The organism is Cognatitamlana onchidii (genome assembly GCF_004804355.1).
Taxonomy (GTDB): Bacteria; Bacteroidota; Bacteroidia; order Flavobacteriales; family Flavobacteriaceae; genus Cognatitamlana; species Cognatitamlana onchidii.
The window spans coordinates 154,843-180,286 of the sequence record NZ_SRWZ01000004.1; the positions used below are offsets into that span (position 1 = coordinate 154,843).

At 35.3% G+C, this 25,444-nt stretch carries 22 protein-coding genes and 2 tRNA genes; 14 read left to right on the top strand and 10 right to left on the bottom strand.

Annotation, left to right across the window (positions count from 1 at the left end; genetic code table 11):
* Positions 1 to 5: 5 nt before the first annotated feature.
* Positions 6 to 662, bottom strand: a complete 657-nt coding sequence (locus E5D58_RS09310; RefSeq protein WP_235835885.1) for a class I SAM-dependent methyltransferase — start codon at positions 660 to 662, stop codon at positions 6 to 8.
* Positions 646 to 1,191: an RNA methyltransferase gene (locus E5D58_RS09315; RefSeq protein WP_136481590.1), complete on the bottom strand. Its 546-nt coding sequence runs from the start codon at positions 1,189 to 1,191 to the stop codon at positions 646 to 648. Before E5D58_RS09315 ends, E5D58_RS09310 begins: the two co-directional genes overlap by 17 nt.
* A 129-nt stretch (positions 1,192 to 1,320) precedes the next feature.
* On the opposite strand from E5D58_RS09315, the gene mutS reads away from it, so the two are divergent.
* The 4 genes from mutS (at position 1,321) to E5D58_RS09335 (ending at position 6,728) form a co-directional block, all read left to right on the top strand.
* On the top strand, positions 1,321 to 3,933 hold the full coding sequence (gene mutS / locus E5D58_RS09320; protein ID WP_136481591.1) for a DNA mismatch repair protein MutS: 2,613 nt from the start codon (positions 1,321 to 1,323) through the stop codon (positions 3,931 to 3,933).
* A gap of 133 nt (positions 3,934 to 4,066) precedes the next feature.
* Positions 4,067 to 4,138: transfer RNA gene (locus E5D58_RS09325), tRNA-Gly, on the top strand.
* Positions 4,139 to 4,167: 29 nt separating this feature from the next.
* Positions 4,168 to 4,252 (top strand) — tRNA-Leu (locus E5D58_RS09330).
* Between the two features lie 334 nt (positions 4,253 to 4,586).
* On the top strand, positions 4,587 to 6,728 hold the full coding sequence (locus E5D58_RS09335) for a cation:dicarboxylate symporter family transporter (protein WP_136481592.1): 2,142 nt from the start codon (positions 4,587 to 4,589) through the stop codon (positions 6,726 to 6,728).
* A gap of 228 nt (positions 6,729 to 6,956) precedes the next feature.
* Here E5D58_RS09335 and E5D58_RS09340 read toward each other — a convergent pair whose 3' ends face one another.
* The gene (locus tag E5D58_RS09340) at positions 6,957 to 7,316 is read right to left on the bottom strand and encodes a hypothetical protein (RefSeq protein ID WP_136481593.1); all 360 of its coding nucleotides are present in this window, start codon (positions 7,314 to 7,316) and stop codon (positions 6,957 to 6,959) included.
* A gap of 209 nt (positions 7,317 to 7,525) precedes the next feature.
* Here E5D58_RS09340 and E5D58_RS09345 point away from each other — a divergent pair, with 209 nt between their 5' ends.
* The 7 genes from E5D58_RS09345 to E5D58_RS15025 are packed head-to-tail and all read left to right on the top strand — an operon-like array spanning position 7,526 to position 14,703.
* Positions 7,526 to 8,149, top strand: a complete 624-nt coding sequence (locus E5D58_RS09345) for a GntR family transcriptional regulator (RefSeq protein ID WP_136481594.1) — start codon at positions 7,526 to 7,528, stop codon at positions 8,147 to 8,149.
* A 7-nt stretch (positions 8,150 to 8,156) separates the two neighbouring features.
* Positions 8,157 to 9,203: a tartrate dehydrogenase gene (locus E5D58_RS09350; RefSeq protein ID WP_136481595.1), complete on the top strand. Its 1,047-nt coding sequence runs from the start codon at positions 8,157 to 8,159 to the stop codon at positions 9,201 to 9,203.
* Positions 9,204 to 9,209: 6 nt separating this feature from the next.
* Positions 9,210 to 9,845, top strand: a complete 636-nt coding sequence (locus tag E5D58_RS09355) for a cyclase family protein (RefSeq protein ID WP_136481596.1) — start codon at positions 9,210 to 9,212, stop codon at positions 9,843 to 9,845.
* Positions 9,845 to 11,248: a four-carbon acid sugar kinase family protein gene (locus tag E5D58_RS09360; RefSeq protein ID WP_136481597.1), complete on the top strand. Its 1,404-nt coding sequence runs from the start codon at positions 9,845 to 9,847 to the stop codon at positions 11,246 to 11,248. The genes E5D58_RS09355 and E5D58_RS09360 overlap by 1 nt, the downstream gene beginning before the upstream one ends.
* Positions 11,249 to 11,253: 5 nt before the next feature.
* On the top strand, positions 11,254 to 12,519 hold the full coding sequence (locus E5D58_RS09365) for an MFS transporter (protein WP_136481598.1): 1,266 nt from the start codon (positions 11,254 to 11,256) through the stop codon (positions 12,517 to 12,519).
* Positions 12,509 to 13,534, top strand: coding sequence for a Gfo/Idh/MocA family protein (locus tag E5D58_RS09370; RefSeq protein ID WP_136481599.1), 1,026 nt, complete (start codon positions 12,509 to 12,511; stop codon positions 13,532 to 13,534). The genes E5D58_RS09365 and E5D58_RS09370 overlap by 11 nt, the downstream gene beginning before the upstream one ends.
* Positions 13,535 to 13,569: 35 nt before the next feature.
* The gene (locus E5D58_RS15025) at positions 13,570 to 14,703 is read left to right on the top strand and encodes a hypothetical protein (RefSeq protein ID WP_205660311.1); all 1,134 of its coding nucleotides are present in this window, start codon (positions 13,570 to 13,572) and stop codon (positions 14,701 to 14,703) included.
* Between the two features lie 6 nt (positions 14,704 to 14,709).
* On the opposite strand, the gene E5D58_RS09380 is transcribed toward E5D58_RS15025, so the two are convergent.
* The gene (locus E5D58_RS09380; protein ID WP_136481600.1) at positions 14,710 to 15,951 is read right to left on the bottom strand and encodes a 3-deoxy-D-manno-octulosonic acid transferase; all 1,242 of its coding nucleotides are present in this window, start codon (positions 15,949 to 15,951) and stop codon (positions 14,710 to 14,712) included.
* Between the two features lie 224 nt (positions 15,952 to 16,175).
* Here E5D58_RS09380 and E5D58_RS09385 point away from each other — a divergent pair, with 224 nt between their 5' ends.
* Positions 16,176 to 17,330, top strand: coding sequence for a DegT/DnrJ/EryC1/StrS family aminotransferase (locus E5D58_RS09385; RefSeq protein WP_136481601.1), 1,155 nt, complete (start codon positions 16,176 to 16,178; stop codon positions 17,328 to 17,330).
* The gene (gene galE, locus E5D58_RS09390) at positions 17,323 to 18,348 is read left to right on the top strand and encodes a UDP-glucose 4-epimerase GalE (protein WP_136481602.1); all 1,026 of its coding nucleotides are present in this window, start codon (positions 17,323 to 17,325) and stop codon (positions 18,346 to 18,348) included. The genes E5D58_RS09385 and galE overlap by 8 nt, the downstream gene beginning before the upstream one ends.
* Positions 18,349 to 18,395: 47 nt before the next feature.
* Here the strand turns inward: galE and lspA are convergent, their stop codons facing one another.
* From lspA to E5D58_RS09410, 4 genes are read right to left on the bottom strand one after another with little or no spacing between them, the layout of a single operon-like run.
* The gene (gene lspA, locus E5D58_RS09395; RefSeq protein ID WP_136481603.1) at positions 18,396 to 18,905 is read right to left on the bottom strand and encodes a signal peptidase II; all 510 of its coding nucleotides are present in this window, start codon (positions 18,903 to 18,905) and stop codon (positions 18,396 to 18,398) included.
* An 11-nt stretch (positions 18,906 to 18,916) separates the two neighbouring features.
* The gene (fabD, locus tag E5D58_RS09400; RefSeq protein ID WP_136481604.1) at positions 18,917 to 19,798 is read right to left on the bottom strand and encodes an ACP S-malonyltransferase; all 882 of its coding nucleotides are present in this window, start codon (positions 19,796 to 19,798) and stop codon (positions 18,917 to 18,919) included.
* Positions 19,799 to 19,836: 38 nt separating this feature from the next.
* Positions 19,837 to 20,397 carry a sugar O-acetyltransferase gene (locus E5D58_RS09405; protein ID WP_136481605.1) on the bottom strand — a complete coding sequence of 187 codons (561 nt, stop codon included), beginning with the start codon at positions 20,395 to 20,397 and terminating at the stop codon, positions 19,837 to 19,839.
* Positions 20,398 to 20,442: 45 nt separating this feature from the next.
* Positions 20,443 to 21,999: an NAD(P)/FAD-dependent oxidoreductase gene (locus tag E5D58_RS09410; protein WP_136481606.1), complete on the bottom strand. Its 1,557-nt coding sequence runs from the start codon at positions 21,997 to 21,999 to the stop codon at positions 20,443 to 20,445.
* A 157-nt stretch (positions 22,000 to 22,156) separates the two neighbouring features.
* Between E5D58_RS09410 and E5D58_RS09415 the strand changes: the two genes are divergently transcribed.
* Complete coding sequence (locus tag E5D58_RS09415; protein WP_136481607.1) at positions 22,157 to 23,065, top strand: DUF6268 family outer membrane beta-barrel protein; 909 nt, start codon at positions 22,157 to 22,159, stop codon at positions 23,063 to 23,065.
* 15 nt (positions 23,066 to 23,080) lie between these two features.
* Here the strand turns inward: E5D58_RS09415 and E5D58_RS09420 are convergent, their stop codons facing one another.
* Positions 23,081 to 24,373 carry an APC family permease gene (locus E5D58_RS09420; RefSeq protein ID WP_136481608.1) on the bottom strand — a complete coding sequence of 431 codons (1,293 nt, stop codon included), beginning with the start codon at positions 24,371 to 24,373 and terminating at the stop codon, positions 23,081 to 23,083.
* A gap of 58 nt (positions 24,374 to 24,431) precedes the next feature.
* Positions 24,432 to 25,346, bottom strand: a complete 915-nt coding sequence (locus E5D58_RS09425) for a dihydrofolate reductase (RefSeq protein WP_136481609.1) — start codon at positions 25,344 to 25,346, stop codon at positions 24,432 to 24,434.
* Between the last annotated feature and the right edge of the window lie 98 nt (positions 25,347 to 25,444).

The window sequence follows — 25,444 nt, forward strand, 5'->3', positions numbered from 1 at the left end:
TTTTATCAAAGATGGTAGAGCGTTGTAACAATCCGTCCATTTTTATTTTTTTCGAAATACTCAAGGAGCTTAGTTGTGTTGCGAACCTTTAGGTTGAAAGGTGGGCATAAAAGATTAACACCACTTTTCTTTCTTAGCCTAATACCTTGCCCCGAGATGATGTCTATATTTGGCGTGAAAGGTGGAGGAGGAAGATGTTCTGTAAGTATAACATATTTATATGGTTTTAATTTTTCTACAACATCTAAGATTTCGTTATTAGATAAATGTTGTAAAACCTGTCTTAGAATGACACAATCTGCATGAGGGATTTCGTCTTTGGAAATATCTAAGCATTTAAACTCTAAATTGACGGCTTCAAAACGATGCTTATTTCTTTCAATTAAAGAGTCAACAATATCAACAGCCATGTATGCTTTAGTATATTTTACTAGGTGCTTACCAATATTAAAATCACCACAACCTAAATCACAAACTGTTATAGGTTTTGGAAAGGATTTTAAAAAAGCAGTTACATGATTTAAATAGGGTATTACAATTTCTAAATCATGTGAACCCCAACCAGAATAAAAATCGTAATCTTTACCACCCCAAAGGTGTTTCTCATAAATTTGTTCCATGGCATCTTTGGTGGGCCAAGGTTTTTTAAGTTTTTTGGTCACACAGATTAATTTTACTAAACACATCCCAAACCACAACGCCGCAACTTACAGAAATATTTAGTGAATGTTTGGTGCCAAATTGCGGAATTTCAATCACTTTATCACTTGCATTAACCACTTCTTGGGCAACACCTTTTACTTCATTGCCAAAAACAAGAGCGTATTTCGTGTTGTTTTCAACATTAAAATCGTTGAGCATAGTGGCGTTTTCGGCCTGTTCAATACTACAGATTTTAACCTGTTGGGCTTTAAGTTTTTCAATGACATCAAGTGTGTTTTCGGCATATTCCCAACTAACGGTTTCGGTGCTTCCTAAAGCTGTTTTGTGAATGTCTTTATGTGGTGGCTTGGCCGTGATGCCGCAGAGATAAATTTTTTCAATCAAAAAAGCATCGCTGGTTCTAAATACAGATCCTATATTATTTAAACTTCTAATATTATCTAGGATAACAATTATAGGTGTTTTTTTAGCATTTTTAAAGGCGTTAATGCTCAATCGGCCTAATTCACTGTTTTTTAATTTTCGCATGGTTTTATTGTTGAAATCTCCCTTTAATTGTAGATAACTTCTAAAAAATGAGCTTATAAAAGCATGAAATTAATAGTACATTGCATGCTACAATTTTGTCAAAAGTAACACATATAAATCACTTTTCCATTGGCTAAAAAAGCAAAGAAAGAAACCCCGTTAATGAAACAATACAATGCCATTAAAGCAAAGTATCCAGATGCTTTGTTGCTGTTTCGAGTAGGGGATTTCTATGAAACCTTTGGAAGCGATGCCGTAAAAGCAGCAGGTATTTTAGGCATAATCTTAACCAAACGTGGTGCAGGTAGCGAGAGTGAAACCGAATTAGCTGGTTTTCCGCACCATTCGTTAAATACGTATTTACCTAAATTGGTAAAAGCAGGAGAGCGTGTTGCTATTTGTGATCAATTGGAAGATCCGAAGCAGACTAAAACCATAGTAAAGCGAGGTGTAACAGAATTGGTTACACCAGGTGTAGCTCTAAATGATGAGGTTTTAGTCTCCAAGTCTAATAACTTTTTGTGTTCGGTATACTTCGATAAAAAATATATTGGAATTGCTTTTTTAGATATTTCTACGGGAGAGTTTTTAACGTCGCAAGGTAATGCAGAGTATATCGATAAATTGCTGCAAAATTTTAATCCAAGCGAGGTATTGGTTTCCAAACAGAAGCGAACCCTGTTCAAGGAATCCTTCGGAGATGATTTTCATACATTTTACTTGGAAGATTGGATCTATCAAACCGATTATGCTTACGAAACCCTTACTAAGCATTTTGATACTAAGACTCTAAAAGGTTTTGGTGTGGAAGATTTATATGAAGGTATTATCGCTTCAGGCTCCATACTTCATTATTTAGGTGAAACACAGCACCACAAACTACAGCATATTACATCAATTGCTCGTATTGCCGAAGATGATTATGTTTGGATGGATAAGTTTACCATCAGAAATTTAGAATTGTACCATTCTACCAATAATAATGCAGTCACCCTGTTAAATGTTATTGATAAAACCATTTCGCCAATGGGCGGTAGGTTGCTCAAACGCTGGTTAGCATTTCCTCTTAAAAATGTTGAAAAAATAAAGCAGCGTCATGAAGTAGTAAGTTTTTTAACCGAAGAAAATTCTTTACTTCAAAAGATTCAAAATCATATTAAACATATTGGCGATTTAGAGCGTTTAATCTCTAAAACTGCTACGGGAAAAGTAAATCCACGAGAGGTAATTCAACTTAAAAACTCTTTAGAGGCCATTGTTCCTATAAAAAGTATCGCTGAAAATTCTGAAAATGAATCGTTGCGAATTATTGGCGATAAATTGCAGAGCTGTGAAGTACTTCGCGAAAAGATAAAACATACCCTTAATGAGGAGGCTCCAGTCAATGTTTTAAAAGGACATACGATTGCTAATGGGTTTTCTTCAGAATTGGATGAACTAAGAAACTTATCTAAATCTGGGAAAGACTATTTGGATGCCATGTTAGAGCGTGAAAGTGAACGTACTGGTATTACATCGCTTAAAATAGCTTCAAATAATGTGTTTGGTTACTATATTGAAGTAAGGAATACACATAAGGATAAAGTACCTGAAGAATGGATTAGAAAGCAAACCTTAGTAAGTGCTGAACGTTATATTACTGAAGAGCTTAAAGAATATGAAGCTAAAATTTTAGGGGCTGAAGAGCGCATTTTAGCTATAGAACAGCAATTGTTTTCTGAGTTAGTGGTTTGGATGAATCAATATATAAAGGTTGTACAGCAAAATGCCTTTTTAGTTGGTCAATTAGATTGTTTATGTGGTTTTGCACAGTTAGCAAAAGATCATAATTATGTATATCCTAGTATTGATGATTCCTATGATTTAGAGATAAAAAATGGACGCCACCCAGTTATAGAAAAACAACTACCAATAGGTGAGACCTACATTGCTAATGATGTGTTTTTAGATAGAGCAACACAACAAATTATAATGATTACAGGGCCTAATATGTCTGGTAAGTCGGCAATTTTAAGGCAAACCGCTTTAATCGTATTATTGGCTCAAATAGGGAGTTTTGTGCCAGCTCAAGAGGCTAGAATTGGGTTGGTAGATAAAATATTTACCCGCGTAGGAGCAAGCGATAATATTTCTATGGGCGAGTCTACCTTTATGGTAGAAATGAATGAAACGGCTTCTATTTTGAATAATATTTCGAACAGAAGTTTGGTACTTCTTGATGAAATAGGAAGAGGTACCAGTACTTACGATGGTATTTCAATTGCTTGGGCTATTAGTGAGTATTTGCATGAGCATCCTTCGAAGCCTAAGACCCTATTTGCAACACATTACCACGAACTCAATGAAATGAGTGAAACTTTTGGACGCATTAAAAATTTTAATGTTTCCGTAAAAGAGTTAAAGGATAATGTATTATTTCTAAGAAAACTAGTTGAAGGAGGTAGTGCTCATAGCTTTGGTATTCATGTAGCAAAAATGGCAGGAATGCCGCAACAGGTATTACGCAGAGCAAATAAGATTTTAGAAAAATTAGAAAAGTCACATTCTAGTGAAGAGCTTACGGATAAGGTAAAATCTATTGAAAATGATGTGCAACTCAGTTTTTTCAATTTAGATGATCCCTTATTGGAAAATATAAAAGATGAAATTTTACATACAGATATTGATACACTTACGCCTGTAGAAGCGCTCATGAAACTCAATGAAATAAAGCGTATGTTGGTTAAGAAAAAGCAGGCTTAAAATTATTTTCATTTATTTTACCAAAAGGCTTTGCAATTTCTAGAAATATTTTAAATTTGCACCCGCCTACGTACCAAAGGGCACTTTGGTGGGCAGGTTAGCAATCAAGAGGTTGCACGTTCATTACAAGACTGCGAAAGTAGCTCAGGGGTAGAGCATCACCTTGCCAAGGTGAGGGTCGCGGGTTCAAATCCCGTCTTTCGCTCTGATACTTTCTTAAAATATACCAAAGTTGCTGAAGTGGTGGAATTGGTAGACACGTTGGACTTAAAATCCAATGGCCATTATGGCCGTGCGGGTTCAAGTCCCGCCTTCAGTACTAAAGCCTTTATCTTTTATTAGATGAAGGCTTTTTTTGTGCCTTAATAAATATTCTTAAATCTAACAATCTTTAAAAGAAATGGGGTAATATCAGAGGTTTAATCAGGATTGTCTTCTATTCGGTCTCTATTAGTAAGATTATTTGTTAATGCGACCCATATGTTCATCGTTCAGAATTGTTTTGTTCAAAATTTCATTCGTCGATTAGGTGTTTTTCAACTATAATTTTATTCCTCTGAATTAAATATGTATTGCGTGTTCAAAACATTATTATTTTGATTTACTGTAATTTGATATCAATATTATTTTAAATTTATGGAAAATGTATTTCTATGAGTTTATCCAAGAAAATTATAATTGGTCTTTTGTTAGGTGTTGCTGTTGGATTGTTTTTTGGCGAGTACATGTCTTTTTTTCAAGTAATAGGCGATGGTTTTGTAGGCTTGCTACAAATGACGGTTTTGCCGTACATTATGGTCTCCATTATTGCCAATTTAGGCCGGATGTCTTTAACAGAAGGAAAGGCTTTGGTAATTAATGGTCTGAAAATTTTATTTCTTTTATTAGCCATTGGCGTGGTTACATTGGTACTCCTACCTTTGGCATTGCCCAGTTGGTCTGCATCCTCGTTTTTTAAACCATCTATTATTGCTGTAGAGCAACCTTTAAACTTCTTGGAGCTTTACATTCCTTCAAACCCGTTTGGCTCAATGGCTAAAAACATTGTGCCAGCTGTGGTTTTGTTTAGTATTTTTTTAGGTATCGGGCTAAGTAAAATTGATCAAAAAAAGAATCTACTTCATAGTATGGATGTAATTGCAGATGCTTTGAATCATATAAATAAAATGGTGATAAAGGTTACGCCTTATGGTGTTTTTGCAATAGCAGCTTACAATGCTGGCACCATGTCTTTTGATGAGATTCAAAGGTTGCATGCGTATATTATAATTTACACCATCTCTATATTATTATTGGGTTTCTATTGGCTTCCCTTATTAATTTGGGTAACAACAGGTATTAAGCCTAAAGAACTATTTGGCGCAACAAAAAGTACCTTATTGACCATTTTTGCAACGGGCAAAATTATTGTTGTCCTGCCACAGCTTATTAATAATGTTAAAAAATTAATGCGATATAAAGATGGGCGAGATGACGAAACCTCTGCAAAGGCCGATATTATGATGCCTTTGGCTTACCCTTTTCCTAATCTAGGCACTTTTGTCATTTTTGTGTTTGTGCCTTTTGTGGCATGGTATATGGGCAATTCTTTTAATGCGATAGAAAACATAACCTTTGTAGGAGCTACACTCTTTAGTAGCTTTGTGGCACCAGTTACTGGAATTCCATTTTTATTAGATTTAATGAAGTTGCCTCAAGAAATGTTTCAACTTTTCATTATTTCTAGTGTCTATACCGATAGAATTCGTGTTGTTTTGGGGGCCATTCACCTTGTTGCATTAACTATAATCGCGGTAAAAATGACCGTAGGAAGCATACAAATTTTGTGGTCTAAGTTACTACGAGGCGTCGTTGTTGGAATGGTGTTAACTTCATTTGCGTTGATTGGTACAAGAGTCTATTTGGCGTATGCCTTGGGTGAAAGTGAGCAGTATGAAAGTTTCATAGTTATGAATTTATCGAAAGATTTTAAAACGGGACAAATTAAAGACGTCTCGGTTTTAATGTCCGATTCGACCCAAAGAAAGTCATACAATCAGATTAGAACAATTAAAGAACGCGGTGTATTAAGAGTGGGTTATTTGGCTAATCATCTACCATTTGCTTTTAAAAATGATAAGGCAGAAATGGTTGGATTTGATATTGAAATGGCCTATAATTTAGCAGAGGAATTAGGCGTGAAACCAGAATTTTACGCTGTTACACGAAACCAAATAAAAACGTTATTATTTAGAGGGCAAATTGATATTGTTATGTCTGGATTGGTGTCTACTACGCAAGGTTTAGAAAGTTATAACTTGTCAAATTCGTACCTAGACCAAACTGTGTCATTGATAGTGCCCGATTATAATAGAGCTAAATTTAAATCGAAAAGTGCCTTGCTAGCTCAAAAGGATTTAAAAATAGGATATACAAACAGTTATTTTAAGGATAAGATAGAAAAGCTTTTACCCAATGCAGAATTGGTTAAAGTTAGTTCTCCAAGACCATTTTTTAAGAAAAACAAAGAAAAAATGGATGCCCTATTGTACTCGGCAGAGGCAGGGTCGGCATGGACTATTATTTACCCCTCATACAATGTAAACGTTTTACAGCCAGACATGATTAAAATTCCTACCACGTACCCTATGGTAAAAGATGATACCTGGCTGCTGTATGTGAATACATGGTTAGAACTTAAAGAAAAAGATGGAACCATTAAGCGGTTATTTGAACATTGGATTGAAGGCGGGGGAGCTCATATCGCAGAACCGCGCTGGTCTGTAATAAAAGATGTTTTGCATTGGGTAGACTAACTATAAAAGCTTGCGCAGAAGTCAATAAAAACGGGTGTTTGAATAAGATAACGACTACTTCGTTTAAGGTTATTTACCAATTTAGGGGGTGAAGGCTAAAAAGTAATGATTAGAATAAGAATCTCTTTAACACTTTGTAAACAGGTGTTTTAATATGAAAAAAAACCGCTTAATCATTAAGCGGTTTTTTTCATATTAATACTAAACAGTATATCAAAAAGTCTTCTATTACTGAACAGCTTTTTTAGCAGCGTCAGCAGTGGCATTAGCTCCATCCTCTATAGCTTCTCCAGTTGCTTCTGCAGCGTTTTTAACGCCTTCTGCAGTTGCATTTGCAGCATCTTCAATGGCTTCACCAGTTGCTTCGGCAGCATTTTCAATGGCTTCACCAGTAGCCTGTGCAGCTTCGTCTGTGGCCTCAACAGCATCATTAATGGCATCACCAGTGGCTTCTGCAGCCTCATCTACCGCATCTGTAACGTTTTCAACAGCTTCTTCAATAGAAGCTGCCTTTTTTTCGTCTCTACAAGATGTAAATGATAAACTTAATGCTAATAGGATTGCTGTACTTAATACTAGTTTTTTCATGATTGTTGTTTTTAGTGTTTGATTATTCATCTATTGTAAAGTACGACATAACTCCTGTTTTGGATCTTTTTACTCATCTTTATACCGGTAACACTATTATTTTCAGCTGGTTGTTTTATGGCTTTTAGCCATTTTAAGGTAACAATAGCTTATTAATTAAAATAATAGCATATATTTGTATTTTGTATACAAAATACATTTTTTTGTAAATGATAGAATATCAAAATCTTAATGAACCTGTTTATATTAAAGTCAAACAAATGATTTTAAACGGTGAGTTAAAGCAAGGTGAGAAAATAGTTCAAGAGAAAATAGCAGATTTATTAGGTGTAAGTCGCACACCTCTTATGAGAGCGCTGTTGGCATTAGAAAATGAATATCTGGTGGAAAGTATTCCAAGACGAGGTATGTTTGTACGTTCTATTGGCGAAAAGGAACTATTCGATATTTATGTGTGTCGGGAAGCGCTCGAAGGTATGGCCGCGAGACTCCTAGCCACCTCTAAGGATACCGAAGCTGTTTTGAAATTAAAGCAATGTTTTGATTCTTTTACAGGAGTCGATGAAATTGATATCGATACTTATACTAGGGCAGACGAAAGATTTCATTCGATATTGATAAAACTTACAGGAAACACACCATTAGATAAAATTTACTTTTTTGGAAATATTCATGACAAGGTCATTAAAAGAGGTTTGTTACGAAAACCAGAGGAGACACTAGAAGAGCATATTAAAATTATAGGTGCTATTGAAAAAGGCGAGCCTGAATTAGCTGAAAAATATGCAAGAGAACATATTAAGAATTCAAGAATATTATTATTAAATCAATAAATAGAAAGTGAAAAATTACAAGATCGCAGTAGTGCCAGGAGATGGTATTGGAAACGAAATAGTACCTGAAGGTTACAGAGTACTTGAGGCCGTAGCAAAAAAACACAATTTTAGTATTAATTCAGACTCTTTTGAATGGGGTGCTGGATATTATTTAAAGCATGGTAAATTTTTACCAGACGATGGTTTAGAAACTTTAAAAGGGTATGATGCTGTTTATTTTGGTTCTGTTGGTTTACCAGCAGTAGATGATACGCTTCCTGCCAAAGACTATACTTTTAAGGTAAGAACATCATTCAATCAATATGTAAACTACAGACCGGTTAGAACCTACCCAGGTGTAACAAGACCTTTGCGTTCTGAAAAACATATCGATTTTGTTATTGTTAGAGAGAACACAGAAGGTGAATTTGTACAAATGGGTGGTCAGTACTTGCCAGATGAAGAAAATGGAATGGGTACAGATACCAGTGTTTTTACTAGAAAAGGTATAGAACGTGTAGCTCACTATGCATTTAAATTGGCTAGAAAAAGAAGAAACAAGGTAACTCATATTACAAAATCAAATACCTTAATTAATAGTTTAGCTTATTGGGATAGGGTTATTAAAGAAGTTGCAGAACAGTATCCAGATGTTGAGCACGAGCAAATGTATATAGATAATTCTACTGCGATGTTTGTTTTAAAACCAGAAATATTTGATGTGGTTTTAACTACTAATCTTTTCGGAGATATTTTAAGTGACTTGGGTGGAGCTATTATGGGAAGCTTGGGTCTAGGTGGAAGTGGAAATGTTAACCCGGAGAAGGAATTTCCATCTATGTTTGAGCCAATTCATGGTTCTGCTCCAGATATTGCAGGAAATAATATTGCCAATCCTTATGGGCAAATCTGGTCTGCAGCAATCATGTTAGAACATTTAGGCGAAGTCGAAGCTGCACAAAGTATCATGGAGGCTATCGATAAAAGTACCTCGGAAGGGGTGTTAACAGTTGATTTGGGTGGCTCTGCAAAAACCTCAGATGTCGCTGATGCAGTTATTAAAAACTTATAGAATTAGATGAGCACTATTGTTGATCTTACTTTGACCTATACAGATAGTTTTACTGGTTTCTCAAAAGAAATCAGTAGAACTATCGATAAAGATGGGTGGAATGCTAGTACATTATCCTTTTATTCACATTGTGGGACGCATATGGATGCGCCTTTGCATTTTAATGTAAGCAATCAAACCATAGATCAAATACCTGTTTCAAATTTTGTAGGGAAAGCTTGGGTGGTGGATATTAGAGAACTAGGAGCAAAAGGTTTAATTCGGGTTGATCATATTCCCCAAGACGTATTGGAATCATTTCAGAAAGGTGATAGCTTAGTTTTCTGGTCGGGATGGTCGCAGTATGTAAATACTGCAAAATATAGAGATGACCTCCCTAGAATATCCGAAGAACTGGCTCAATGGTGTATTGTAAATGGGGTTAAAATGTTAGGCGTGGAACCCCCTTCTGTGGCAGACGTCAATAATATTGATGAGGTTACTAATATCCATCAAATTCTTTTAGAAGGAGTTGTTATTATTGAAGGACTTACAAATCTTGAAAAACTAAATTCTAGCTGTATTGAACTTATTGCGCTCCCTTTAAAAATTGGTGGTGGCGATGGTTCTCCCGCTAGAGTTATAGCTATTGAAAAATATTGATGAGCATTTTAGAAGCAGATATTACTAACCAATTACCAAAAGAAGATAAAACAGCCGATTATAGAGCTGAAAACTTTAAATTATTCTCATCTCTAAACCAAACCTGCATTGTCATAGACGATGACCCCACAGGAAATCAAACGGTTTATGATATACCTTTACTAACAACATGGGATATTAAAACCCTAGCTAATGAATTTGAAAAGAAAACACCAGCATTTTTCTTACTTACTAACTCAAGAAGTCTTTCAGCTTCTCAATCCAAAGAACTCTATACTCATATTGCCCAAAATATTTTAAAGGCATCAAAAATTGCTAAACGTGATTTTACTATTATAAGTAGAAGTGACTCTACATTAAGGGGGCATTTTTTCGAAATAGAAACACTGCAACTTGGCATAGGTAACAACAAGGCTGTTACCATGGTTATTCCTGTAATGTTCGAGGGAGGAAGAGTCACTGTAAATGATACACATTACCTAAAGTCTGATGGGATATTGACACCAGTTAATGCAACACCATTTTCTAAAGATCATACCTTTGGCTATAAGAACGCCAATTTAAAAAAGTGGATTGAAGAAAAAACGAACGGAAAGGTTGATGCTAATGGCGTGTATTCTATATCTATTGAAGATATAAGAGTAAAAGATGTTAATCGTTTAGCAGGCATGATTTCAGGTATTCCTTCAGGGGCACACTGCATTGTTAATGCTTTAAATTATAATGATTTAGATAAGGTTGCCTCTGCTTTGCTACTAGCGCAATCTCAGGGGAAATCTATCGTATACAGAACCTCAAGTTCTTTTGTGCCTTCATATATTGGTTTAGTGCCGAGAGGTTTACTTAGCGTCGATAAGATAATCGATAACAATAATACAAATGGGGGGTTAACCATAGTAGGCTCCTATGTCCCTAAATCATCCGCACAACTTAAGCATGCTTTAACTCATTATTCAGATGATACCGTGGTTGAGGTAGATGTTTCTAAAGTTATAAGCAATCAGTCAGAATCGTATTTAAAGGAACTAAATCGTCTAATCGATCAGAAACTCATTCAAGGTAAAGATATTATCGTTTTTACAAGTAGAAAGCTTGTTACAGGTAAGGATACCGTGTCTAATATTAATATAGCCAAGCAAGTATCTAACGCTTTGGTTTATTTAGTGCATAATTTAAAAAGTAGACCAAAGTATTTATTAGCCAAAGGAGGCATCACCTCAAACGACCTAGCATTAAAAGGTTTAGGAATGAAAAAATCTAAAGTTTTGGGGCAAATTGAAGCTGGTATTCCCGTTTGGGAAATGGGAGCAGAAACAAAATTCCCTAAGCTTCTTTACATTGTATTTCCTGGAAATGTTGGTAATGAGCGCACATTATTACATATTATAAATAAACTAAACTAACCACCATGATAAAAAAAGTACCCTCAAGAAGGTATGGGTTTTTTGCAGGCTCATTTCTAATAACATTACTCTTATATATCGACAGAGTTTGTATTTCTTCAGCTAAAGATTCCATTAGTGCAGACTTAAACCTAACCGATATCCAAATGGGTTGGGTACTTAGTGCATTTGCACTAGGTTATGCTTTGTTTCAAGTGCCAGGAGGTGCTTTAGGTGATAAATATGGAGTCCGCAAGGTAATGACATCCATCATGGTGCTATGGTCTATATTTACGGCATTTACTGGTGTAGCATGGAATTATATTTCCATGTTGTTTTTTAGATTTGTATTTGGAGGTGCGGAAGCAGGCGCATTTCCGAATATATCAAGAGCAGCTTTTTCTTGGGTGCCTTTAAAAGAGCGTGGGATTTTTCAAGGAATCAATTTTTCTGGGTCTAGACTGGGTGCAGCCTTTGCACTGCCACTTGTTGCTTACTTAATTGATGCTTGGGGATGGAAATCGATTTTTTATTTTTTTGGTATTGTAGGCATTATTTGCGCAGGACTATTTTATGTTCTTTTTAGAAATAAACCAGAAGAACATTCTGGGATATCACAACTTGAAAAAGACTATATCATAGATAACCGCCAAAAGGAAACTAAAACTAAGAAGCTAGAACTACCGATTAATGTTATACTAAAATCTAAGAATGTTATTCTGGCCATGATTCAATACATAGGAAGTAATTTTATTTTCTTTTTTATGCTAACATGGTTATTCCCATATATTAAGGATAAATACAGTTTAAATCTTGTGACCACAGGGTTTTACGCCATGATGCCTTTATTGGCTGGAGCAATTGGCAACTGGGTTTCAGGTTATACCGTAGATACCATCTACAAAACAGGGAAATGGAAACTTTCAAGACAAGTTCCTGCTATAGTTGGTTTTGTGCTCGTTGTTGTAGGGATACTATCAAGTTTGTTTATGGATACCGCTTTAGGAGCTGTACTATGTTTGTCTGTGGCTATTTTTGGTGCAGATATGACGTTAAGTCCGTCATGGTCTTTTTGTATGGATATAGGTAAAGAGCATTCGGGAAAAGTATCTGGCATGATGAACATGGCTGGAAATTTAGGGGCTTTTTCTACAGCTCTTGCTTTTCCTTATTTAGTAGAATGGACAGGATCTACCCAGCCTTTTTTCTACGTGGCAGCCTTTTTAGGTATAATAGCCATTGTTTGTTGGTTGTTTATGGATTCTTCAAAAGAAATAAAATATGATAAGTAAGTTAAAAGGTGTTGCTATTGGAGCAGGTTACTTTAGTAGATTTCAATATGAGGCATGGACACGTATTCCAGAAGTTGAAATAACAGCATTGTGTAACTCTAATTTAGAGCGAGCCAAAAGTATTATGGAACCTTATGGCGTTAATAATCATTATACCCATTATAAGGAAATGATTCTTAAAGAAAAACCAGATTTTGTCGATATTATAACGCCTCCTGAAACACATTTTGACATGTGTAAGTTTGCTGCAGATCATGGTGTACATATTATATGTCAAAAACCTTTGGCGCCTACTTTTGAAGAATCGAAACGAATTGTAGATTATGTGTCTAAAAAGAATGTACGGTTTGTTGTGCACGAGAATTTTAGGTTTCAGCCATGGCATCGTGAAATAAAAAACATGATTAATCATGATGAGATAGGGGATTTGTTTAGTCTCAATTTTAGAAGCCGAATGGGAGACGGCTGGGGAGAACAAGCTTATTTATCTAGACAACCTTATTTTAGAGATTACAAGAAATTATTGATTTATGAAACGGGGGTTCATTTTATTGATACTTTTAGGCATCATGCAGGTGAGATTGAAAGTGTTTATGCTATTTTAAAACGTTTGAATCCGGTTATAAAGGGTGAAGACTCTGGCTTAATGATTCTTAATTTTAAAAATCAGTCCCATGCGGTGTGGGATGCCAATAGATATAATGAAAATAATTTTGCAAAATCAAGATATACGTTTGGGGAGTATTTAATTGATGGCTCAAAGGGATCAATTAGACTCTATTCTGATGGTAAAATTACCATTCAAAAGTTAGGAGAAAACGAGAAGAATCACGCTTACACGCATAATGACGTAGGTTTTGCAGGTGACTGCTGTTATATTTTTCAAAGAGACTTTATTGATAAACTCTTTTCAGGAGAAGCGTTCGAAACGGATGGGCCAAGTTATTTAAAAACACTTAGCGCCCAGGAGGCTGTTTATAAGTCTGCAGAGCTAAATAGACCAGTTTTTATCTAAGAAAATAGTTTTATGAATATTAAGAAATAAAAAGAATGATAAAAGGATACAGCTTACTATTTGGGTTTTTATTGGTTTCTGTTGTTACATTAGCGCAGAGGGATGTTGATAAAATAACGTTAAACGCAATACAGGATTTTGAGATTGAACAGGCGGAAGCCTCTTATTATAAAGAAAAGAAGAGAGGTACCTTGGCTATTAATGCATCTATAATTGAGTATCGAAATAAGTATGCGTCTGCTTATACTGTATTTAATGTCACTAATGGGGACTATATGCTGGTTCTAAACACAATAGCCGAGAATGATGGCGAATCTAAGTATAAAGTTTTTGTAAATGGAACAGAACTTGCTTTAGTAGTTAATCCCGAAACTGAAGCCACTTTTAATAAAACCCAACTTTACTTAGGAGATGTATTCTTAACAAAAAATGATACCATAACAATTTCTTCAAAAGCTGTGACGAATGGTAAGATTCCGGAAAAAGGGGGGACGGCATGGTCAAGAGGACGATGGAGTAGCCTGATATTGTATCCTAAAGGAGCCGATTTAAAAGAGGTGCTATCAGGAGTAAAGCCCTATGAAGAAGAAAACGGATTTCTGGAAGTAGAAGCCGAGTCATATCATTATAAAAGTAATAATGGCTCACCCAGAGATTGGTTTATATGCTCTAAATTAGAAAAACCACCTTTTCCAGAAGAAACACTTACTAACCATAGTAGCAGTGCAAGTGGAGAAGCCTATATTGAAGCTTTGCCTGATACACGTGTAACTCATAATGATGAGCTAATAAAAGGTGAAAACTTTTTCCCAAAACCAGGAGAGGGAGGGCTTGTTTCTTACAAGGTGAAAATCAACACGCCAGGGATCTATTATGTATGGGTAAGAGCATATTCTTCCGGCTCAGAGGATAATGGATTGCATGTTGGTGTTAATAATGAATGGCCAGAGAGTGGAGCTCGCATTCAATTGTGCGAAGGAAAGCATAACTGGACATGGTCGTCGGCGCAGAGAGTTCCAGAAAATCATTGTGGGACCCCTCAAACCATCTTATTAAATTTTGAAACTCCTGGCGATTACATAGTATCTTTTTCAATGAGAGAAGATGGTTTTGAATTAGACAAGTGGATTTTAGTAAAAGATAAATCCTTTATTCCAAAAAGTGACTAAGTCTTTCTAAGAGTTTACAAATATGTATTTCATAATATGATTTGTAGCACCTTTATGTTTCATCACAAAGTTTCTGTTCTTCTCTCCAAAATCTTGGCGTTTGTTCGAATTGCTAATTAGAGTGGTTAGAATAGCGTCCAATTCGTTTTGATTGGTGATAGAGAATAATCCTCCATAATTAATTAAGGCTTGGGCTTCAGGAAATTCTTCATGATGTTTTCCTATAATAATAGGAACCCCAAATACGGCAGGTTCTAAAACGTTGTGCAGGCCTGTACTTCCCATGCCTCCCCCAACGTACCCAATATCTGCATAGCTATATATTTTAGATAGTATGCCTATTGTATCAATAATAAAAACCGTGTATTCACTAAGCGATTCGCCTTCTTTTTTAGAGAAAAGAATCGATTTAACCTTAAGTTTTTGTTGTAAGCTTTTTATTTGTTTCGAATTTATATTATGAGGAGCAATTATAAATTTTGTATTATCGGGTAGATGGGTGTTTATAAAGTTGATAAGTAAGTCTTCATCTTCAGGCCAAGTGCTACCAGCTACGATACAAAGTTGGTTGTTCTTAAATGCCTTAATATAATCAAGTGTATTATCTATTAATAATTGATTCGATACGCGATCAAAGCGCGTATCTCCCGAGACAGACACGTTTTTATAGTTTATACTTAACAATAAGTCTCTAGATTTCTGGTTTTGTGTAAAAATGTGTTCAAAAGCAAATAGAGCGTTTCTAAAGGGGGCACCAAACGATTTAAAGTAATGTTGGTTTTCTCTAAAAGAAGCAGAAATTAGAATGGCTTTTAGTTTTTTTTGGCGTATTTCATTTAAATAGTTGGGCCAAATGTCATATTTAACAAAAACACTCAGCCTGGGGTTTACAAGTTCTATAAATTGCTTAGCATTTGTTTTGGTGTCGATAGGTAAATAAACCACCAAATCTGCGATAGGAGTGTTTTTTCGTATGTTATATCCAGAGGGCGAAAAAAAGCTTAAAACAATTTTATAACTAGCGTAATGGTTTCTAAGTACTTTAAAAACAGGAAGACCCTGCTCATATTCACCCAGAGATGCACAATGAAACCAAAGCGTTTTATCGGTCTCATTTAAGTGACGTGACAAAGTTGCAAAGGTATATTTTCGACCATTTACACCAGCTTTCAGTTTAGCGTTAAACAAAGCTCCAAATTTCAGGGCTAAGCTCAACAGGTTAATACCAAGGTTATAAATTAAGTTCAATTGAATACTTATTTTGGTTTTCAATAAATCATAGAGACCAGCACAAATATAATTGATATTAAACTAGCGGCTTCTTTTTAATTGTTTGAATACCATTTTTATTATCATGGCATTGATTGGTCAGGGTGAATGAATTTTGTAAATTTGTTTTCGTTTTGCTCACAGTGGGTATTCATTAAAATTAGCCATTATTATTACTTAAAATAGGCTGTAATTTTTTTTAGATGAAGAAAATTCAAATGGTTGACCTCAAAGGTCAGTATGAGGGTATCAAAGATATCGTAAATCCATCCATTCAAGAAGTTATTGAAAATACGGCCTTTATAAATGGGCCTAAGGTGCACCAATTTCAAAAGAATTTAGAAGACTATTTAGGTGTCAAGCACGTTATTCCATGTGCTAACGGAACAGATGCTTTGCAAATAGCTATGATGGGATTAGGTTTAAAACCAGGAGATGAAGTTATTACTGCCGATTTCACCTTTGCCGCAACAGTTGAGGTGATAGCCTTATTACAATTAACTCCGGTATTGGTAGATGTGAATGAGGATGATTTTAATATTAATGTTGAGGCCATAAAGAAAGCTATTACACCAAAAACAAAAGCTATTGTACCAGTTCATTTATTTGGGCAATGCACGGATATGGAAGCTATTCTGGAGATAGCTAAAGAACATAACCTGTATGTAATTGAAGATAATGCACAGGCCATTGGGGCCAGTTATACATATAAAGACGGTACAAAGGTAAAAGCAGGAACTATTGGGGACGTCGGTGCTACTTCGTTCTTTCCTTCAAAAAATTTAGGATGTTATGGAGATGGTGGAGCTATTTTTACTAACAATGATAAATTGGCTCATACCATAAGAGGCATAGTCAATCATGGCATGTATGAACGATACCACCATGATGTTGTTGGGGTAAACTCCAGATTAGATAGTATTCAGGCCGTAGTGTTGGAAGCAAAATTACCTCGTTTAAATAGTTACAATAAGGCAAGACAACAGGCCGCAAAAAAGTACAACGAAGCATTTAAAGGTCATGATAAAATAGTGACTCCTGTTATAACAGCCTCATGCAAGGAGATTTGTGATGCTTGTGATTGCCATGTTTTTCATCAATACACTTTAAAACTAAAAGGAGTTGATAGAGATGGGTTGGTAAAACATTTAAATGAAAACGGTATTCCTTGTGGAGTGTATTATCCGATTCCTTTACATAAGCAAAAAGCATATGCAGATGAGCGCTATGATGAAAATGATTTTAAGATAACGAACACTTTGGTTAAAGAAGTAGTCTCCTTACCTATGCATACAGAATTAGATGATGAACAGATAGATTTTATAACCACGACAATTATAAATTATGTAAATGAGTAAAGTATTAGTAACAGGCGGATTGGGGTTTATAGGATCTCATACTGTTGTAGAATTGCAAAATGAAGGTTATGAGGTTGTTATTATTGACGATTTATCAAATTCTTCTATTAAGGTTTTAGATGGGATAGAAGCTATAACAGGGAAAAGACCTTTGTTTGAGCAAATAGATCTTAAAGAAAAGGGAGACGTGGAGAACTTTTTTGTAAGACATAATAATGTAACAGGAGTGATTCATTTTGCAGCAAGTAAAGCGGTTGGAGAGAGTGTTCAGGAGCCATTATTGTATTATGAAAACAACATTAGTACTTTAGTTTATATACTAAAAGAGTTAAAAAAACTCCCGTCAGCAAGTTTTATATTTAGCTCGTCTTGTACGGTTTATGGGCAAGCAGATGAGTTACCAATTACTGAGAATGCGCCTGTTAAACAAGCCGAATCCCCATACGGTAATACAAAGCAAATAGGAGAAGAGATTATTCAAGATACGTGCAAGGTGGAGCCCAATTTAAAGGCTATTGCATTGCGTTATTTCAATCCAGTAGGCGCTCACTCCTCTGTTGAAATTGGGGAGCTACCCATTGGAGTTCCGCAAAACCTAGTGCCTTTTATTACACAGACAGCGATAGGCTTGCGTGAAGAGCTTTCTGTTTTTGGTGATGATTATCCTACACCTGATGGAACTTGTATTAGAGATTATATACATGTAGTAGATTTAGCAAAAGCGCATGTTGTAGCCTTAGGCAGACTATTGCAAAATAATAACAAGGCTAATTACGAGACCTTTAACTTAGGAACAGGAAAAGGTAGTTCTGTTCTTGAAGTGGTTAAATCTTTTGAAAAAGTCTCGGGTAAAAAATTAAACTACAAAATTGTTGGCAGGAGGGCAGGCGATATCATTTCGGCGTATGCCGATACTAATAAGGCCAATAACGAATTAGGATGGAAAACTAAATTAACGTTAGATGAAGCCATGGATTCGGCTTGGAAATGGGAGCAGAAGGTAAGGGCTAATGATTAAATTAATTGTGATATAAATGAAAAAGGGTTGCTAATTGCAACCCTTTTTTATGATGTTTTTTTCTTCTTAAAACTAAACAGTACTAAGATAATCATTCCTGTTGTAACAGACAGGTCTGCAAGGTTGAATATACCTGTTTTAAAAATACCTCCAAGGTCTATAAAAAGGAAATCGGTCACAGAACCATAAACGATTCTGTCATATACATTGGCTATGCCGCCTCCAATAATACTAGAAAAAGCAAAAAGAGACCAGTTGTCTAGCGTTTTGTCTTTTAAAATATGACGTAATACAAAACCGAGAACTAAAATTGGCAAAATAAGCAACAAGATAATTCTTAACGTAGGATTTAAATCACTTCCCATACCTAAAAAGGCTCCAGTATTCTCAACATTCATTAGCGTGAAATACTCGCCAATAATAGGAATACGTTCGCTAGGAGTTGTTTCTGTCCTCCCTAAGACATTAGCTCGAACAATAGCTTTAGATATTTGATCTGCTACTATGGTTAAAATTATTACTATGAAAATATACGCGGAGCGTCTTTCATGCTTCATTTAAAAAAAGTTTATAACGTAGCAGAAGCCGTTTCCGATGCTCTATTTATTTTCTTAACCAACCCTTGAAGTACCTTGCCAGGTCCTACTTCAGTAAATAATGAGGCACCATCTGCAACCATTTGTTGTACAGATTGTGTCCATCGAACAGGAGCGGTTAATTGGGAAATTAAATTAGCTTTTATTAGTGATTCATCCTTCACAGCATTTGCTGTTACATTCTGATAAATAGGACAGTTAGGTTTACCAAAAGACATATTTTCAATAGCTGCAGCTAATTCTTCTTTGGCAGGTTCCATTAAAGGAGAATGAAATGCACCTCCAACAGGCAGTACTAATGCTCTTCTTGCACCTTCTGCTTTTAGGGCTTCGCAGGCCTTATTAATGGCTTCGATTTCACCAGAAATTACTAGTTGTCCTGGGCAATTATAATTCGCAGCAACTACGGTGCCTTCAGTACTAGCACAAACTTTTTCAACAATATCATCATTTAAGCCTAGTACGGCAGCCATTGTACTTGGTTGAAGTTCACATGCTTTTTGCATGGCCATGGCCCGTTGAGCAACCAGTTTTAAACCGTCATCAAAGCTTAAGACACCATTAGCAACAAGAGCAGAAAATTCACCTAAGGAATGTCCTGCAACCATATCAGGTTTTAAAGAATCTCCTAAGACTTTAAATAAAACTACAGAATGTAAAAATATAGCAGGCTGAGTAACTTTTGTTTCTTTAAGTTCTTCCGCAGAGCCTTCAAACATAATATCTGTAATGTTAAATCCAAGAATTGCATTTGCTTGTTCAAATAACTCTTGTGCTAAGGATGAATTTTCATAAAGGTCCAGACCCATTCCGGAAAACTGTGCACCTTGTCCAGGAAAAATATATGCGTTCATTTGTTTAAAATTAGAATCGTAAAAATAATAATTAATATTTAACTGTTATCCATCCATTTAATAATTTTGGCAGGGTTACCACCAACTACCACGTTGGTAGGCACATCTTTTGTAACCACAGCTCCTGCTGCGATAACAGCATTATTTCCTATGGTAACACCAGGGCAAATGGTACTATTCCCTCCAATCCATACATTGTCGCCTATATTGATGGCCTTCGCATACTCTAAACCACTGTTTCTTAATTCATGTTCAAGAGGATGTGTAGCAGTATAGATCTGTACATACGGACCAATCATAACGTTATCCCCCAAGGTAACCGTTGCTACATCCAGAACGCAGCAATTAAAGTTAAAGTATACATTTTTCCCAGCTATTATATTGTAACCATAATCGCAATAAAAAGGAGGTTCTATGTATAGGTTGGTTTTGGCATTTGCAATTAACTTACTTAGTAACTCGTTGCGTTCGTGTTTTTTATTTTCAGAAAGGAAATTGAACTTAGTTTGAAGAATTCTACAGCGCCGTCGGTCTTCAACTAAGGTCTCGTCAGAAGGGTTGTACATCTCACCAGAAATCATTTTTTCTTTCTCCGTCATGTTTGAAAATTAATAGTTGTTATTGAAAATTCAATATAACAAAAATCACGGAGTTTTTGAAGCTGCTTCTGCACAGCGCTCGCCATCCATGGCAGCTGAGACAATACCTCCTGCATAACCACCTCCTTCACCACAGGGAAACAGATTACGAATTTCTGGATGTTCTAAAGTCTTATTTCTAGGTATAGAAATAGGGGATGAGGTTCTTGATTCTACACCTACAATATTGGCTTCCTCGGTGTAATAGCCATTCATTTTCTTTCCAAAAGCTTCAAATCCTTTTCTAAGTCTTCCGCCAATAAATTTTGGAAGTAAGGAATGAAGCGGCGCAGATTTTAAGCCGGGTTGGTACGATGTGTCGTTTAAGTTATTCGATAATCTACCCTCAACAAAGTCGGTTAAACGTTGGGCAGGAGCTACTTGACTCCTTCCTCCTGAAGTAAATGCAAGGCGTTCGAGGTTTTTTTGATATTCTAGTCCTTTTAAAGGGCCATATTGTTCGTACTTCGGTAAATCGGCATCCACATTGATTTCGACAACAATTCCAGAGTTTGCATACAGGTTATTGCGTCTTGATGGAGACATACCATTTACTACAACCTCTCCATGGGCCGTGGCAGCAGGTACTATAAAGCCACCTGGGCACATGCAAAAAGAATAAACGCCGCGGTCTTTAACTTGTTGCACTAGGCCATAAGAAGCAGCAGGCAATAGTTCGTGTCTCGCACCAGAACAATGATATTGTATAGAGTCTATAATATGTTGAGGGTGCTCTACACGAACCCCCATAGCAAAGGATTTCGCTTTTATGGAGATGCCTTTTTTGTTTAATAAATAGAAAATATCTCTTGCAGAATGTCCTGTTGCTAGTATAACTTTATCAACGTTCATAGTTTCTCCATTTTGAAGACTAATAGCGTTGATTTCGTTATTTTTTATGTTAAAATCTGTTACCCTTTTTTCGAAATGAATTTCGCCACCATATTTAATAATAGTTTCTCTAATGTTTTGAACAACTTTAGGCAATTTATTTGTACCTATGTGCGGATGAGCGTCAATTAGGATTTGTTCGGTAGCTCCATGATAAACTAGGTTTTCAAAAATTTTGCGAACATCACCTCTCTTAAGACTTCGTGTGTAAAGTTTACCGTCGCTGTAAGTCCCAGCACCACCTTCACCAAAGCAATAATTAGAATCTTCATTAACAATATGTTTTTGATTTATTGCTCTGAGGTCACGTCTTCTATCTTTTACATTTTTTCCTCGCTCTAAAACAATAGGTTTAAAGCCTAATTCAATACACCTTAAGGCGGCATACATACCAGCGGGGCCAAAACCTATAATATGAATTGGATTAGCGTTTGAAACATCTTTGTAATCAAAATTATAATTCGAACTCTTTGGAAGGGCTTCTCTTATGTATACGGCTACTTTGTAATTAAATATGATTTTTGGTTTTCTAGCATCGATAGACTTTCTTAGAACCTTAACCCCTGTAATATCTTCTCGGTCAATACCTAGTTTTAAAGCCGACTTAAAAACTAAAATATCATTGCGTTCTTCCTCCTGAAGTGTTATACGAAGTTGCAGTTCTTTCACCATTTGGCGAAGGTACTAAATAAAGCTGTTTGGTTTGAATGATTAAATCCAAAACAGATATATTCAGTATTGTTAAATCTTTAGCTTACTGCATGCTTCAAAAAAAGCATTTTTCTTATAAGATGGGTTAAGCTTTAATAAAATAGTATATTAGTAAGTCATGAATACTTTTAAAATCATATTATTTGCTTTAGTATGTGTCCCTTTATTAGTTGGTTCTCAAGACTATATAGATGTTTTTAAACTAGGAATGAGCCAGAGCCTAGAAAACAAGTTTGAGGGAACCAATCAAAGTACCAACATAACTTCACTAGAGGGCAATTTGACATTGCCAATTGTTTTAAATGACAATTATGCGATTATAAGCGGAGGCATATTCAGTAGAAATAGCTTGCAGTTATTTCCCTCTTCAGATAATATAAAAGCTCCATATACCAATTTGTATAGTACAACACTTAAAGTTGGGTTTAGTGGTTCTTTTTCTGAAAATTGGAGTATGTTATTGGTTTTCTTACCTAAAATTGCTTCTGATTATCATGACATATCTAGTAATGACTTTTTCTTTGGTGGTTATGGTATATTGAACTATCAAAAGAAAGACAATATTAAGTATCGTTTTGGTTTATATAGTTCTTCGGAAGCTTTTGGTTTTTATACAACCCCCATTTTAGGTTGGCATTCTTTAAGTAAGAATGAAAAAATTGAGATGGATATTTACATGCCTATATCGGCAGATATTAATTACACTCAAGGTAAGTTTACTTATGGGTTTAGTTATTTTGGTATAGGAAGGAGTTTTAATTTAGAAGAAGGCCAAGCCAATCAGTATGTACAATTAAATTCTTTAGAATTTGCTGGATATGCCCAGTATAATCGATTGTTTAAAAATGTCATATTAAGAGGGAAATTTGGATATGCTAGTGATGATTATGAAGTGCATACCTATGGGGATAAAATAGATTTTGGATTTATTGCATTTAATTTTGGAGATAATAGGCAACAGCTTAATCCAAAAATAAAGGGAAGTCTCTTCTTTAAAATGGAATTAATATACAGAGTGAAGATTTAGCAAAATGTAAAGCACTTAGTGTTTCTTGTTTTGTTTTTTTCTGTTTTGTTTATATATAACCTCCGCAATAAAACATAGGGCGATTATTGCAAAAGAAACCATGACTCCAATAAAATTAGATTGATATTGTTGGGATATAAGTATAATACAGGCCAATAAGCACATTATAAAGCCAAGGTAGGGAATGAATTTATTGCCTTGGACGTCTTTGTGTAATTTATACCCAACATAGTTTACCATAGCAAATATTAACAAGAAACCCACACTACCTGCTGTTGAAATACTCTCTAGGTTTAGAACATTTGCAAAGGTTAAGGTGGCTATTGCTGTTATTAGTAAACCTATAGGTTGGTTCCAGAGTTTGCTAGTTAAATGATGCGGGAGTTCATCGTCTTCAGCAATTTCAAAACTTACTCTGCTTCCTCCATATAAGGACGCATTAATAGCTGAAAAAGTAGAAATTAGGGCTGCTACTGTGATTATTTTAAAGCCTATAGCTCCAAGCATAGGTTTAGCGGCCTCTGCCAAAACATAATCTTCGGCGTTAGCTATAACTTCAAAAGGTAAAGAGCCTACAGTAACTATAGCAATGGTAAGGTACAAGAGAATAACAAATAACACAGAGTATAGATAGGCTTTTGGAGTATTTTTATTCGGATTATGAATATCTGGGGCAGCATTAGCAATAAGTTCAAAACCTTCATAAGCAACAAAAATAACCATGCCTCCAGTAATTAGTTGAAGCGGTGTTTTCCAGTTTTCAACAGAAAGTTGCTGGAGATGACTACTTGAAAACAACCCATATATTCCAATGACTATAAAACCCATTAGAATAATGAGTTTTATAACTACGGCATAGGCTTCTATTTTTCCAACAACTTTTATGCTATAATAGTTTATAAATGTGGCTAGAATAATAATACTGGTGGTATATATATGAAAGTCTATATCGGGGCTAACTAGTTCAAACAAGTTAGGAGCATACGATCCAAATGCAGAAGCGTATAAAGACAGCATAATTATATAGCTTATCCAGAGCAGGTTATTAATAGATCCACTAAATACTGTTTTTCCAAACCCTTGATTTATAAACTTGACAGTGCCTCCCCGGTCAGGAAACTTAAGAGATAACTTAATATAGCTATAAGAAGTTATTAATGCGATAGCACCGGCAAATAAAAAGGCCATGGGAGTTCCGCCTTTAGCTAGTGAGACTGCTAAGCCTAAAACAGCAAAAATACCGCCACCTACCATGCCACCAATACCAATGGAAACAGCTTCTTTAAGACTTATTTTTTTGTTCGGCATGAATTACAATTACTGGTATAAAATTGATTAAATAACGATTCAACCTACAATAAACATTTTAATCAACGCGGTTATAAGTAACAAACGAAAAATCATAATGATGTTTGTCATCTTTATGGTGCCTAATTTTGGTCGTTTCTCTCCAAACGGTAGGGTCTATTTCAGGAAAAAAGGCGTCTGCCTCAAAACTCTCATGCACACGTGTAAGTTCAATTCTGTCTGCTATGTTCATGGCTTGTTTGTAGATTTCTCCACCACCAATAATGAAAGGCTGAGAATCATGTCTACTAGCATCAATAGCGTCTGTTAGGCTATGAACCACTATAACGCCTTCAGGAGCTTTGTAATCTTTTTGTCTTGTAATTACCACATGTGTCCGATTTGGAAGTGGTTTAGGAAAACTTTCAAAAGTCTTACGTCCCATAATAATATGATGCCCATTTGTTAAAGTTTTGAATCGTTTCAAGTCATCACTTAAATGCCATATTAGTTTGTTCTCTTTGCCTATAGCATTATTCTCAGCTGCTGCAACAATAATAGTAAGGATGGTTTTTTTGGGGGATTCTAATGAACTATTTTTTGAGGTACTTGTTTCTAGTAGATTTTCTTCTTTTATTAATTTGGTTTTCATTTTTTTAATGCGAGCTTCTTGTTTAGATACTAATTTTTCCATTTGTTTTTGTTCCCATGCTTTTCCCATAAATTTATTAGTTATAAACACATTGAACATATGATAAATAAGAAAGAATAACCAAATAAGGATGGCAAATAAAAACCATTCTTTTCCAAAAAGCGTAACCTCTTTGCCAATACCTAACACCGTATTAGCTAGTATTAAAAATACACTACCTATTAAAAAAAAGATAAAATGAATGTATAACCTTTTTTTTTGCTTAATACGTTTTTGAGCATTTTCTAAAAGTTCTAACTGATCTTTATCTATAGATGTTGTGGTTTTCTTTTTGCTGAACATGATCTTATATTGTGGTTTGTAAAGTTAGAGTTTTTTTATTGACATCATAATCATTCCTAAAGCTTCTGAAAAATCAAAATATCGAAAACGTTTTCGAT